Source organism: Bradyrhizobium sp. SZCCT0231, from assembly GCF_018130245.1.
GTDB lineage: Bacteria > Pseudomonadota > Alphaproteobacteria > Rhizobiales > Xanthobacteraceae > Bradyrhizobium > Bradyrhizobium japonicum_F.
In genome coordinates, this window is record NZ_JAFCKP010000003.1 from 372021 (window position 1) to 384793 (window position 12773).

Here is a 12773-nt window from a genome sequence, read left to right on the forward strand (position 1 = left end):
ACGTCAGCTCGGACCATCCGGATCGGCGGCCGCCCAGTGTAATCAAGGCGGGTTGGGGGCTGCGGCGCCGTGTGCTATCGACCATGGACGACGCTGCCGCTATTGGCAGGCGCCGACACGTGACGGGCTCGTGACCACAACCATCAACATCAATGCCTATAGTGACGCGCTGGTGGTCCTCGGCACTGCCGGTGTCGTGGTGCCAATTGTCCGCCATTGGGGCATCAATCCCGTGCTGGGCTTTCTCGGTGCCGGCGCCATTCTCGGCCCGCTCGGGCTCGGCTCGCTCGTTCGGGATCTCCCGCTCCTGTACTGGTTCACGGTGACGGATGCGCAGAACGTCGAGGGTATCGCCAATCTTGGCATCGTATTCCTGCTATTCCTGATCGGGCTCGAGCTGTCCTTCAGGCGACTCGTCACGATGCGACGGCTGGTGTTCGGGCTTGGCGGCCTGCAGGTGGTGGCGACGTCCGCCTTGATATCCGGCGTGGCGCTTCTCTCCGGGCAAAGCTCCGATACCGCCGTTATCATTGGCGCGAGCCTCGCGCTGTCCTCGACGGCTATCGTGCTCGAGCTTCTCTCCGCCGAGAAGCGGCTTGCGACCACAGCCGGGCGCGCCAGCTTCTCGGTGCTGATGGCCCAGGACCTTGCCGTGGTCCCCATTCTCGTCTTCGTCTCGGTGCTCGGCGCAGGCAGCGGTGGCTCGGTCGTGACGCACATCTCCACTGCGATCCTGAAGGCGGTCGTGGCGGTCGCCTTTCTCATTCTGATCGGACGGCTGCTGATGCGTCCGCTCTTCCAGATGGTTGCGGGCGCCCATTCGACGGAGTTGTTCGTCGCCGCAACCTTGTTCGTCATCGTCGGCGCAGGGCTTGCCGCGCACCAGGCCGGCCTGTCGATGGCGCTCGGGGCATTCGTTGCAGGACTGATGCTGGCGGAGACCGAGTATGGCAAGGCCATTGAGGCCACCGTCGAGCCGTTCAAGGGCCTGCTGCTCGGCATCTTCTTCTTCACCGTCGGCATGGCGATCGACTTTCGCGTGTTCGTGCGCGAGCCCGGTTGGCTACTGGCTGCCGTTATCGGCATTCTCGCCGGCAAGGCGATCGTGCTCATCATCCTGGGGCGCCTCTTCAGGCTGTCATGGCCGGCGGCGATCGAGATCGGCTTCCTGCTGGGGCCCGTCGGCGAATTCGCCTTCGTCAGCATCGGAATGGCGGCGGCCGGCGGCCTGATCGAGCCTCGCGTGTCGAGCTTCGCCGTCGCCATCACCGCCGTGACGATGGCATTGACGCCGCTTCTGGGCATGGTCGGACGACGATTGGCCGCGAAGCTGGATAGCGAGCGCACGCCCGATCCAGAACTCGCGGTTCGGCCGCCCGGCGACCGGGCGCAAGCCATCGTGGTCGGCTACGGCCGCGTCGGAAAGGTCGTCTGCTCGCTGCTGACGAGCCATGGCCTGAACTACATTGCGGTCGATCGCGAGCCGATCGCCGTGGCGCGGGACCGCCGCGACGGCCATAAGGTCTTCTTTGGCGACGCGACAGAGCCGGGCTTTCTCGAAGCTTGCGGCCTGATGCAGACGACCGGTGTGATCATTACGGTTCAGTCGCGAACGGCGATCGATGCCGTCGTCGAGCGGATCCGTGCGGTGCGGCCGGATGTGTTGATCGTTTCGCGCGCGCGCGACGCTGATCATGCCCGTCACCTCTATGCGATCGGCGCAACCGATGTGGTGCCGGAGACCATCGAGGCAAGCCTGCAACTTTCCGAAGCTGCACTGGTCGGCCTCGGAGTCGCGGTCGGGCATGCGGTTGCCTCTGTGCACGCGAAGCGGGACGAATTCCGGCTGGCGCTGCAGCAAGCTGCCCGCATTGCAGGACAAGAGAAAGCTCGTCCGCTCGATCTCACGGGGCGCCGGTCTCCGCGATAGCCGCCTATTCGGGCTCTGTCGTGGTCTGGCAAAGCCCGCCCGCGCGAACTACATCATGCGCCATGGTAAATGCTTCGCTGCCAAACCTTCTGCTCCAGGATTTCATCGGTCGGCACGACCGTCTGTTTGTGCTGACCGGCGCCGGCTGCAGCACCAATTCAGGCATTCCCGACTATCGCGACAGCCAAGGCAACTGGAAGCGGACCCAGCCGGTCAACTTCCAGGCCTTCATGTCGGATGAGCATACGCGCCGGCGCTATTGGGCGCGCAGCCTGATCGGCTGGCGGCGGTTCGGCAAGGCGAAGCCGAACGATGCGCATCATGCGCTTGCGCGCCTCGAGGCGAGCGGCCGGTGCGGGATGCTGCTGACCCAGAACGTCGACCGGCTGCATCAGTCGGCAGGCCACCGGCAGGTCATCGACCTGCACGGCCGGCTCGATCTTGTCCGCTGCATGGGTTGCGGCCGCAAGATGCCGCGCGACGAGTTTCAGCACGATCTTGGCCGCGCGAATGCGGCATGGCTGACGCTCGATGCCGCCGATGCACCTGACGGCGACGCCGATCTGGAGCATGAGGATTTTTCCTCCTTCAAGGTGCCGCCATGCGAAGCTTGCGGCGGAATCCTCAAGCCCGACGTCGTGTTCTTCGGCGAGAACGTCCCCCGCGACATCGTTGCCACCGCGCAGGATCATCTGGCAGAGGCCGACGCCATGCTGATCGTCGGCTCCTCGCTGATGGTCTATTCCGGCTTCCGCTTCGTCCAGGCCGCCGCGCGCCGCAATATCCCGATTGCGGCGGTCAATCTCGGCCGCACCCGCGCCGACGATCTCCTGACGCTCAAGGTCGAGGAGCGCTGCGAAGCGGCGCTTGCATTCCTGCTCTGAACGCCGCGGCTAAAGCGCGATGAGATTAGTCGGGCGTCGGATAGAGCTTCAGGAATGCTGTGGACGCCCCGCTGGCGCGCCGCGCGATCTCGCTGGTGCTCGGGCGGTTGATCGCCTGCAGCAGCAGACCCGTCATCAGGTCTCCCCATAACAGTCCCAGGAAGGTCTCGGCCATGACGTCCGGCTCGCCGCCGACGAGATCCGTCGATCTGGCGTTCGCCATGATCGTCCGGAGCGAATCGCGGATGGGCTTGCGGGCGATGCTATCCAGCGCATGGGCGACCTTTGGTGCGTGGACGGCTTCGGATATCGCCAGCCGGAACACGGCAACGACGACCGGGTCGGTCGTTTCCGTCAGAAGCTTCGTCCCGAACGCGGTGAGCACTTTCTCCAGCATCCCCCTGTCGCGGACCGCGGGCAGGTCCGCCGGCGCCTTGATCCGCTGGGCGCGCTCGGTGATGCACGCAACCAGCATCGCCTCCTTGTTGCCGAACAGGGAATAAAGCTCGCGCTTTGAGACCCGCGCACGCGTCGCGATCTCCAGGGTGCTGGTCTGCGCGTAGCCACCTTCCATGAACGCTGAAAGCGCCGCGCTCAGGATCCGCTTCCGGACCTCCAATCCCTCAGCGTCCGCCTCGGGCGGCTCGATCTTCGGACTCATCGACGCAAACTTTCCCTGATTCCCCTTGACTTGGTACCCTACGGTACCATATCGGGCCTTGTGTGGTACTGCATCGTACCAGAACGAAGTGAGACGGGAAAGGATCGAGACGATGACGGAAATAATCCTCGTGACCTCCGCGGCAGGGGGCACCCAAGGCCAGACGGGCCGGCACGTGTCCGAAATGCTGCTCCGGCGCGGTCATCACGTTCGTGCATTCGTGCGCCAGATCGACAGCCGCTCCGACCGGCTCAAGTCACTCGGCGCCGAGATATTCGCCGGCGATTTCCTCGACGTCCGCTCAGTCGAGCAGGCAGCGAAAGGCGTCTCGTCGATCTATTTCGCCTATCCGGTCCAAGACGGACTGGCCGAGGCAACCGCGGCGATGGCGTTCGCGGCGCGCCGGCATGGCGTCTCCCGGCTCGTCAATCTCGTGATGTACCAGTCGTCGATCGACGCACCGACACCGCGCATGCGGCAGAACTATTTGTCCGAGCAGGTCTTCGAATGGGCCGGCGTCGGGCCGTTGCATCTGCGGGCCACCGTCTTCTACGAGAACGTGGCGCGACTTGTCGGGGCCAACCTGCCGGAGCGCGGCGCCATCCGTCTGCCGCTCGGCGATGAAAGCACCCTTCTGCCGTTGATCTCGGCTGAGGACGTGGCCCGGGTCGCCGTCGGTCTGCTCGCAGGTCCCAAGCAAGCTGCGGGATCCGCGTATCCCATCATCGGGAGCGTCAATTCCGTGGGCGACATCGTCAGAGCGTTCGCGCACGTCTTCGACAGGGACGTCCACTACGAAGAGATCAGCGACGAGGCATGGCGCGGCGAGGTTCTGTCGCGCGGCTGGAACGCGCACGCGGTCGAGCATCTGTCCTCGCTCTGGAAGTCGCTACGGGCTGCCCGGCTCTCGGCCGAGACCGCGCGCTTCGCCGTCAACGACATCATCGAGAAGATCGGCGGTGCGGTGCCGAAGACGTTCGAGCAATTCGTTCGCGAGCGGCAGTCCGAATTGCTGGCGCCCGCCGCCAAGGCAACGCCCTAGCCGGAGGAATGCTCATGGACAGACGCCGGTTCTTGGCCGCGGCCCTGGCCCCGCTCGCATTGCAAGCGGCGCCACACGCGGTGACGTCAAGCGCCTCTGCAGCGAGTTCGGAACGGGATGACAAGATGACGAGGACAACGCAACGAATTATCGAAGCCAACGGGATCCGCATCAACATTGCCGAGCAGGGCGAAGGGCCGCTGGTGCTGCTGGTCCACGGTTTTCCCGAGACGTGGTACTCCTGGCGGCATCAGATCGACGATCTTGCTGCGGCCGGCTTCCGCGCGGTCGCTCCCGACATGCGCGGCTACGGCAAGAGCGAGGCGCCGCAGGCGATCGACCAATACACGATCCTGCACCTCGTCGGTGACATGGTCGGCATTCTCGATGCGTTGGGCGTGCCGACCGCCGTCATCGTCGGGCATGATTGGGGCGCCAGCGTCGCCTGGCAGGCGGCGCTCACGCGGCCTGATCGCTTCAGGGCCATCGCCGCTCTCAGCGTTCCGTTCCGGCCGCGCACCAAGGCGCCGCCGACCACCCTGATGCCACGCACCGAGACTGCGCAGTTCTACCAGCTCTATTTCCAGGAGCCGGGACCCGCGGAAGCCGAACTCGGACGCGATCCGCGTGCAGCCCTTCGCAACATGCTGTTCGGCGCATCGGGCGACGGCGTGGCCGCGGCCCGTGCGGCCGGCGGGCCGACACCGAACCTTGCGATGGTCCCGAAGGGCGGCGGCTTCCTGCAAGGACCCGGCGCGCCGGCAACCCTGCCGTCCTGGATCAGCGAGCGCGACATCGACCATTACGGCGAGGAGTTCAGGCGCACCGGGTTTCGCGGCGCGCTGAACTATTATCGTAATCTCGATCGCAACTGGGAAATCACGGGCGCATTGGCCGGCCTGCAGGTGTCGATACCGGCACTGTACGTCGCTGGCGATCGTGACTTCCTGCTTTCGTCCCCCGGAACGGACCAGTTGCTGGCCAACCAGAAGAATTTCGTTCCAGGCTTGCGCAAGATTCAGATGTTGCCCGGCTGCGGCCACTGGACCCAGCAGGAGCGGCCTGGCGAGGTGAGCGCCGCGCTCATCGATTTCATCCGCGCGTTGCCAAACCGGTCATGACGACGGCTGCGTCCTGGAATTGCGGCAGTCGTGAATGGCTGCCGTTTCGATAGTCATGCTGATCGGAATTATTCTATGTCGCACTGACAGCGGTGCAGTGGCGGATTGAAGTTTCGGACGCACCCGCGCCAACGATCTCCTGACGCTGAAGGTCGAGGAGCGCTGCGAAGCGGCGCTTGCATTCCTGCTCTGATCGCGCAGGCGGCGAACACGCCTTGCCTATTGCATAGGTGCCGCGCAGAATAGCCGGGCACAGCGTTGCCGGCATGCCTCATGGCATGGAAATTGCTGCGCTTTCGACCCCAGTCTTGACGATCAGCACGGAGAATTTGGAATGCTTGAGGGAGCCGAGGTGCGGCTTGCCGTGGATATCGGTGGCACGTTCACCGACATCGTGCTGGACGTAGGTTTGGATCGCAAGACGCGCAAGGTGCTGACCACGCCGCAGCGCCCGGAGCAGGCGGTGCTGGACGGCATGCGGCTCATTCTTGCCGATGCACGTGCGCATATCAGCGACATCGACGTCTTCATTCACGGCACGACGCTCGCGACCAACGCCATCATCGAGCGCCGCGGCGCCAAGACGGCGCTGATCGCAACCGAGGGCTTCCGCGACGTGCTCGATATCGGCACCGAAAGCCGCTACGACCAATATGATCTCAGCATCGACAAGCCGAAGCCGCTGACGCCGCGTTCCCTACGCTTCACCGTGCCCGAGCGCATCGACGCCCACGGAGCCGTTCGCCTCCCGCTGGACGAAGCCTCGGTGCGCGCACTCGCGCCGAAATTGTGCGAGCTCGGCGTCGAGAGCGTCGCGATCGCTTTCCTGCACTCCTACGCCAATCCCGAGCACGAGCGCCGCGCGGCCGCGATCCTGGCCGAGGAGATGCCCGGCATTTCCGTGACGGTGTCATCGGCGGTGTGTCCGGAAATCCGCGAATATGAACGCACCTCCACCGCGGTCGCGAACGCCTATGTGCAACCGCTGATCGACGGTTATCTCGCCCGCATGGCCGATGCCCTGCAGGTCGAGCAGTTCCGCGGTGCGATTTATCTCGTCACGTCAGGCGGCGGCGTCACCTCGATCGAGACGGCGCGGCGCTTTCCGGTGCGCCTCGTCGAATCCGGTCCGGCCGGCGGCGCCATCTTCGCGGCGCAGATCGCGGCGCGTCTCGGCGAGAGCAAGGTGCTCTCCTTCGACATGGGCGGCACCACGGCAAAGATCTGCCTGATCGAGAAGTACCAGCCCGAGACCTCACGCGTGTTCGAGGTCGACCGCGCCGCGCGCTTCCTCAAAGGCTCCGGCCTGCCGGTGCGTATTCCCGTGATCGAGATGGTCGAGATCGGCGCGGGCGGCGGCTCGATCGCCCATGTCGACGCGATGAAGCGTGTCACCGTCGGCCCGGAGAGCGCCTCGTCGGAGCCGGGGCCTGCCTGCTACGGCCGCGGCGGCCAGCGCCCGGCCGTGACCGATGCGGACGTTGCGCTCGGCATGATCGATCCCGATGCCTTCGCGGCCGGCACGATCAAGCTCGATCCGGAGCTTTCGAAGCAGGCGCTGCTGCGCGATGTCGGTGCGCCGCTGGGCCTGTCGGCGGAGACAGCGGCCTATGCCGTGCACGAGGTCGTCTGCGAGAACATGGCGAGCGCGGCGCGCGTGCATGCGGTCGAGCGCGGTGCCGTGGTCGGCCAGCACACGCTGATCGCCTTCGGCGGTGCCGCCCCGCTGCATGCGGCGCGGGTCGCCGAGAAGATCGGTGTCTCCCGGGTGATCGTGCCCTCCAATGCCGGCGTCGGCTCGGCGGTCGGCTTCCTGGCGGCTCCCATCGCGTATGAATTGGTGCGCAGCCGCCACGTCCGGCTCGACGATTTCGATACCGAGGCGGTCTCTGACTTGCTTCAGGAGATGGCGACCGAAGCGCGCGCGCTGGTCGAGCCTGGCGCCGCCGGCGCGCCGGTGCGCGAGCGCCGCGCGGCCTTCATGCGCTATGTCGGCCAGGGCCACGAGATCACCGTCGAGCTGCCGAACCGACCGCTGACGACGGCTGACCTCGCCGGCCTGCGCCAGAACTTCGAGGCGGATTATTCCGCGATGTTCGAGCGTCCGATCCCGGGCGCCGCGATCGAGGTCTTGAGCTGGTCGGTGCTTGCCACCACCGAGGCGCGCAATCCGCCTGCCGTCGCTTCCGTCGCGCGCAAGCCCGCGGCCAAGGCGTCCGGCAGCCGAAAATTCTTCGACGGCCGGGCAGGTGAGCTGATCGAGATCCCGCTCTATCGCCGCGAGGACATGGCGCCGGGCGCGACCATTGCCGGTCCCGCCGTAATTGCGGAAGACGAGACCTCCACCTTCGTCTCCACCAGTTTCGACGCCCATATCGACGGTGCCGGCAGCATCGTCATGGAACGAAAGGCGGCCTGATCATGAGCAAGACAAATGGCGCGAGCCTGATCGACCTCCAGATCATGTGGCACCGGCTGATCGCCGTGGTCGAGGAGCAGGCGCAGGTGCTTCTGCGCACCGCCTTCAGCCCGATCGTGCGCGAATGCGGCGACCTCTCCGCCGGCGTGTTCGACCTCAAGGGGCGGATGCTGGCGCAGGCGGTGACCGGCACGCCGGGTCACGTCAACTCGATGGCGGAATCGGTCAAGCACTTCATCGACCATTTCCCGATCGAGACGATGAAGCAGGGCGATGCCTACATCACCAACGATCCCTGGATGGGCACCGGCCACCTCAACGACTTCGTCGTCACCACGCCCTGCTTCAAGGACGGCAAGGTCGTCGCGCTGTTCTCCTGCACCAGCCATCTCATGGACATCGGTGGCATCGGCTTCGGGCCTGACGCCACCGACGTGTTCATGGAGGGGCTCTACATCCCGATGCTGAAGCTGATCGACCAGGGCGTCGTCAACGAGACGCTGATGGCGATGATCCGCACCAACACGCGGCTGCCTGTAGACACCGAGGGCGACACCTATTCGCTCGCCGGCTGCAACGACGTCGGCTGCGAGCGCCTGGTCGAGATGATGACCGAGTTCGGCATCGACACGCTCGACGAGCTCGGCGATTACATCTGCGATCGCTCGCGCGAGGCCGTGCTGGCCGAGATCGCAAAACTGCCGAAGGGCAGCTGGCGCAACACCATGGCGGTCGACGGTTATGATGCGCCGGTGACGCTGGCGGCGACGCTGACGATCTCGGATACCGGCATCCACGTTGATTTCGACGGCACATCCGCGGCCTCGAAGTTCGGCATCAACGTGCCCTTGTCCTATACCACGGCCTACACCGTGTTCGGCCTCGGCTGCGTCGTCGCCTCGCAGATTCCCAACAATGCCGGCTCGCTCTCGCCGCTGACGGTGTCGGCGCCGGCTGGTGCCATCCTCAATGCCCCGAAGCCGGCGCCGGTCGCGTCGCGCCACATCATCGGCCAGATGCTGCCTGACGTCGTGTTCGGTTGCCTGCGCCAGATCATTCCCGAGCGAGTTCCGGCGGAAGGCACCTCGTGCCTGTGGAATCTCAATGTGCGCGGCCAGACGCGAAGCGGCGTCGGCGGCAATTACGGGTTCTCCATGGCAGTGACCTCGAACGGCGGCACCGGCGCGCGCTTCGGCAAGGACGGGCTGTCGGCGACCGCTTACCCAAGCGGCGTGCGCGGCACGCCGGTGGAGATCGCGGAGACTCAGACGCCGCTGATCTTCTGGCGCAAGGAGCTGCGCCCGGATTCCGGCGGGGCAGGGCGCACCCGTGGCGGCCTCGGCCAGATCATCGAAGTCGGCAGCGGCGTCGATGCGCCGTTCGACATCCTCGCGGCGTTCGACCGTATCGATCATCCGCCGCGCGGCCGCGATGGCGGCTGGAACGGCGAGGCCGGCTATGTCGGCCTGAAGTCGGGCAAGAAGCTGCGCGGCAAGGGCTTTCAGCAGGTGCCTCCGGACGACCGGCTGGTGGTGCTGACGCCTGGTGGCGCTGGCATCGGCGATCCCGCGACGCGCGAGCGTGCGGCGGTCAAGGACGATATCGAGAGCGGGCTCGTGTCCGCTGACAACGCAGTTGCAGTTTACGGGTACGCGCGCTGATGCGTCAGCGCATTTGGTAACAAACGGAGGGGCTCAATGATCACGCGAAGGAATTTCACCACGGGCGCAGCGACGCTGCTCGCCGCAGGCCACATCTCCACCCGTGCGCGGGCGGCGACGACAAGCTGGGACATGTCGACGGTGTGGCCCGACGGCAATTTTCACACCCGGAACGCGATGGCCTTCGCGGAAGAGGTGAAGAAGCAGAGCGGTGGCACGGTCGCCATCACCGTCAAGGCCGGCGGCCAGCTCGGCTTCAAGGGGCCCGAGCACCTGCGCGCCGTGCGCGACGGTCTGGTGCCGCTCGCCGACGTCCTCAACATCCAGCAGGTCGGCGACGAGCCCTTCATGGGCGTCGAGAGCATTCCCTTCCTCTGCGGCTCGGTGGACGAGCTCAAGGTGCTGCACAAATATGTGCGGCCCGAATACGAGAAGATCGCCGCGCGCAACAACCAGAAGATTCTCTATATCGTGCCGTGGCCGACGCAGTATCTGCATCTCAAGGCGAAGGTCGCCGACGTCGAGGGCCTCAAGAACATCAAGATCCGCGTGCCCGACAAGAACGCGGTCGACATGCTCAATGCGATCGGCATGGCGGCGGTGATGATCCCCTGGGGCGAGACGATTCCCGCGCTCGCCTCCGGCGCGGTGGCCGGCGTCTCCACCTCGTCGGTGTCGGGCGTCGACGGCAAGTTCTGGGAATTCCTGAAATACGTCTATCCGACCAACCATGTCTGGTCGTCGCAGATGCTCACCGTCAATCTCGATTCCTGGAAGACACTCTCCGCAGATCAGCAGAAGCTCGTCGCGGATATCGCGGCGAAGATGGAGCCGGGCTTCTGGGCCAACTCGCTCAAGGCCGACGTCGACAGCCTCAGCCGCCTCAAGGAAGGCGGCATGGAGGTGGTGCCGGTCTCGCAAGCCATGATGACGGACATCCGGGCCAAGACCGCGCCACAGTTAGATGCCTTCCTCAAGCGCGTGCCGGCGGCCGACAAGCCGGTGCGGGCCTATCTCGCCGAAATGAAGCGCGGCTGAGGGCAGAGGCGTGGTGAGCCTTTCGCCCGAAGCACCGCAAAGCCTCAATGCAGCGGCGCCCGCGCCGCTGCGCATCGTCCTCGACGGCATCGATCGTCTCGGCCGGCTTGATGGCTGGATCGGCGGGTTCTGCCTCTTGATGCTGACGCTGTTGATGCTGTGCGAGGTCGCAACCCGCTTCCTGTCGAACTTCCTACCGTTCTTCCCGCCGACCATCTCGATCGCGTGGGAATACTCCTCCTACCTGATGGCGGCGTCCTTCACCTTCGGCGCCGCGATGACGCTGCGCGTCGGCGGGCACATCCGCGTCGTGCTGCTCCTGAAGAACGCACCAGTGCCGGTGCAGCGCGCGCTCGAGGTCCTCTCGGCGGCGGCCGGCTTCGCCTTCATGGCGTTCCTGACCTCGGCCATGGCGAAATTCGCCTGGAGCGCGTTCGTTCGCGGCCAGGTCTCGACCTCCAGCGACACGCCGCTGTGGTTTCCGCAGGCCGTCGTCACCTTCGGCATGCTGCTGCTCACGCTGCAGTTCCTGGCGCGCGCGATCCAGGCCGCGCTCGGCCTGCCGCTGGAGGATCATCGCATGAAGGCCTCGCCCGTCGAATGACCGCTTTGCCCGCTCCCGGATCCAAGATCGCATGACCATCGAAGTCGTCGCCCTGTTCGCGATCCTGTTTGTGCTGCTGGCCTGCGGCGTCTGGATCGGCCTCACGCTTGCGCTCACCGCGACGCTGCTGCTCGCGATGTTCCGCTCGATCCCGCTCGACAAGCTGCTGCCGCAATACGCCTGGAACATCCTCACCACGCAGGAGCTCTTGGCGCTGCCGCTGTTCATCCTGATGGGCGAATTGCTGTTCCGCACCCGCCTGTCGCGATCGCTGTTTCAGGGATTGGCACCGTGGGCCGGTCTGCTGCCCGGCCGCCTGCTGCATGTGAACGTGATCGGCTGCACCATCTTCGCGGCGATCTCGGGCTCGTCGGCCGCGACCACGCAGGTGATCGGCCGCATGTCGCTCAACGAGCTGCTGCGCCGCGGCTATTCCCGCGACATCGCGATCGGCTCGCTCGCCGGCGCCGGCACGCTCGGCTTCCTGATCCCGCCGTCCAACATCATGATCATCTACGGCGTGCTCGGCGACGTCTCGATCCTGAAGCTGTTCACGGCCGGCGTGTTGCCGGGATTCTTGCTGGCTGCGACCTTCATGGCCTGGGTGATGCTGCACACGAGCCTCAACGGCACGATGGTCCCGGAGACGGAAGCCAAGCTTTCGCAGGTGCCGTGGGGCGAACGCTTCGCCGCGCTGAAGGACCTCGCGCCGGCGCTGTTCCTGATCGCCTGCGTGCTCGGCTCGATGTATGGCGGGCTCGCAACGCCCTCGGAGGCCGCCGCCGTCGGCGTGCTCGGCGCGGGCCTGGTCGCCTGGGCGCAGGGCTCGATGTCGCAGCAGGTGTTGCGCGACGTGCTGATCGGCTCGGTCGTCACCTGCTCGATGATCGCGCTGATCGTGTTAGGGGCCTCGATCCTCGGCAATGCCGCGGCCTTCCTCGGCATCCCGCAGGCGGTGGCCGCCTTCGTCAAGGGCCTCGGCCTGTCGCCGTTCATGCTGATCGTGGCGCTGATCGTTTTCTATCTCGTGCTCGGCTGCTTCCTCGACGGCTTCTCGATGATCGTGATGACGCTGCCGATCGTGCTGCCGATCGTGAAGGGCGCCGGCTTCGACGAGGTCTGGTTCGGCGTCTTCCTCGTGCTCGCCGTCGAAATGGCGCAGATCACGCCTCCGGTCGGCTTCAACCTGTTCGTGATCCAAGGCCTGACCGAGGATGGCCTCGGCTACATCGCGCGCGTCACGATGCCATATCTGATGATCATGATCGGCTTCGTGATGCTGCTGACGCTCTGGCCCGGCATCGTCACGATCCTGCCGAAAATGCTTTACGGATAAACCGCTCCGTTCCGGGATCGGCCGATCGAGGCGGAAACGTCAGCGCCGCTGCCGTTTCAATTCGCCCCTGCATCAAA

The 12773-nt window shown here is 65.6% G+C and carries 10 protein-coding genes and 1 pseudogene; 10 read left to right on the forward strand and 1 reads right to left on the reverse strand.

Annotation, left to right across the window (positions count from 1 at the left end):
- Positions 1-130 precede the first annotated feature (130 nt).
- Together JQ566_RS12125 and JQ566_RS12130 are read left to right on the forward strand one after the other, a co-directional pair.
- Entirely contained in the window at positions 131-1930 is a 1800-nt protein-coding gene (locus JQ566_RS12125) for a cation:proton antiporter domain-containing protein (protein ID WP_212372458.1), read from the forward strand.
- A 62-nt stretch (positions 1931-1992) separates the two neighbouring features.
- Positions 1993-2814, forward strand: a complete 822-nt coding sequence (locus JQ566_RS12130) for an NAD-dependent protein deacetylase (RefSeq protein WP_212372459.1) — start codon at positions 1993-1995, stop codon at positions 2812-2814.
- Between the two features lie 25 nt (positions 2815-2839).
- Here JQ566_RS12130 and JQ566_RS12135 read toward each other — a convergent pair whose 3' ends face one another.
- A complete protein-coding gene (locus JQ566_RS12135; protein WP_249139388.1) occupies positions 2840-3475 on the reverse strand; it encodes a TetR/AcrR family transcriptional regulator in 636 nt (211 codons plus the stop codon).
- A gap of 112 nt (positions 3476-3587) precedes the next feature.
- Between JQ566_RS12135 and JQ566_RS12140 the strand changes: the two genes are divergently transcribed.
- From JQ566_RS12140 to JQ566_RS12170, 8 genes and pseudogenes are all read left to right on the forward strand, one after another.
- On the forward strand, positions 3588-4517 hold the full coding sequence (locus JQ566_RS12140; protein WP_212372460.1) for an NmrA family NAD(P)-binding protein: 930 nt from the start codon (positions 3588-3590) through the stop codon (positions 4515-4517).
- Positions 4518-4642: 125 nt separating this feature from the next.
- Entirely contained in the window at positions 4643-5638 is a 996-nt protein-coding gene (locus JQ566_RS12145) for an alpha/beta fold hydrolase (protein ID WP_212372461.1), read from the forward strand.
- A gap of 109 nt (positions 5639-5747) precedes the next feature.
- Positions 5748-5831: pseudogene (locus JQ566_RS34550) on the forward strand (NAD-dependent protein deacetylase); the annotation flags it as partial.
- 141 nt (positions 5832-5972) lie between these two features.
- Positions 5973-8057: a hydantoinase/oxoprolinase family protein gene (locus JQ566_RS12150; protein WP_212372462.1), complete on the forward strand. Its 2085-nt coding sequence runs from the start codon at positions 5973-5975 to the stop codon at positions 8055-8057.
- 2 nt (positions 8058-8059) lie between these two features.
- Positions 8060-9718, forward strand: coding sequence for a hydantoinase B/oxoprolinase family protein (locus JQ566_RS12155; RefSeq protein ID WP_212372463.1), 1659 nt, complete (start codon positions 8060-8062; stop codon positions 9716-9718).
- Positions 9719-9754: 36 nt separating this feature from the next.
- Complete coding sequence (locus tag JQ566_RS12160; protein ID WP_212372464.1) at positions 9755-10756, forward strand: TRAP transporter substrate-binding protein; 1002 nt, start codon at positions 9755-9757, stop codon at positions 10754-10756.
- Positions 10757-10766: 10 nt separating this feature from the next.
- Complete coding sequence (locus JQ566_RS12165; RefSeq protein ID WP_212372465.1) at positions 10767-11360, forward strand: TRAP transporter small permease subunit; 594 nt, start codon at positions 10767-10769, stop codon at positions 11358-11360.
- A 31-nt stretch (positions 11361-11391) separates the two neighbouring features.
- Entirely contained in the window at positions 11392-12696 is a 1305-nt protein-coding gene (locus JQ566_RS12170) for a TRAP transporter large permease (RefSeq protein WP_212372466.1), read from the forward strand.
- Positions 12697-12773: the final 77 nt, after the last annotated feature.

What these genes read in the sequence shown, in the direction of transcription:
- JQ566_RS12130 (WP_212372459.1), top strand. Translation starts at nt 1,993, where the DNA reads ATGGTAAATGCTTCGCTGCCAAACCTTCTGCTCCAGGATTTCATCGGT.
- JQ566_RS12135 (WP_249139388.1), bottom strand. Translation starts at nt 3,475, where the DNA reads ATGAGTCCGAAGATCGAGCCGCCCGAGGCGGACGCTGAGGGATTGGAG.
- JQ566_RS12140 (WP_212372460.1), top strand. Translation starts at nt 3,588, where the DNA reads ATGACGGAAATAATCCTCGTGACCTCCGCGGCAGGGGGCACCCAAGGC.
- JQ566_RS12145 (WP_212372461.1), top strand. Translation starts at nt 4,643, where the DNA reads ATGACGAGGACAACGCAACGAATTATCGAAGCCAACGGGATCCGCATC.
- JQ566_RS12150 (WP_212372462.1), top strand. Translation starts at nt 5,973, where the DNA reads ATGCTTGAGGGAGCCGAGGTGCGGCTTGCCGTGGATATCGGTGGCACG.
- JQ566_RS12155 (WP_212372463.1), top strand. Translation starts at nt 8,060, where the DNA reads ATGAGCAAGACAAATGGCGCGAGCCTGATCGACCTCCAGATCATGTGG.
- JQ566_RS12160 (WP_212372464.1), top strand. Translation starts at nt 9,755, where the DNA reads ATGATCACGCGAAGGAATTTCACCACGGGCGCAGCGACGCTGCTCGCC.
- JQ566_RS12170 (WP_212372466.1), top strand. Translation starts at nt 11,392, where the DNA reads ATGACCATCGAAGTCGTCGCCCTGTTCGCGATCCTGTTTGTGCTGCTG.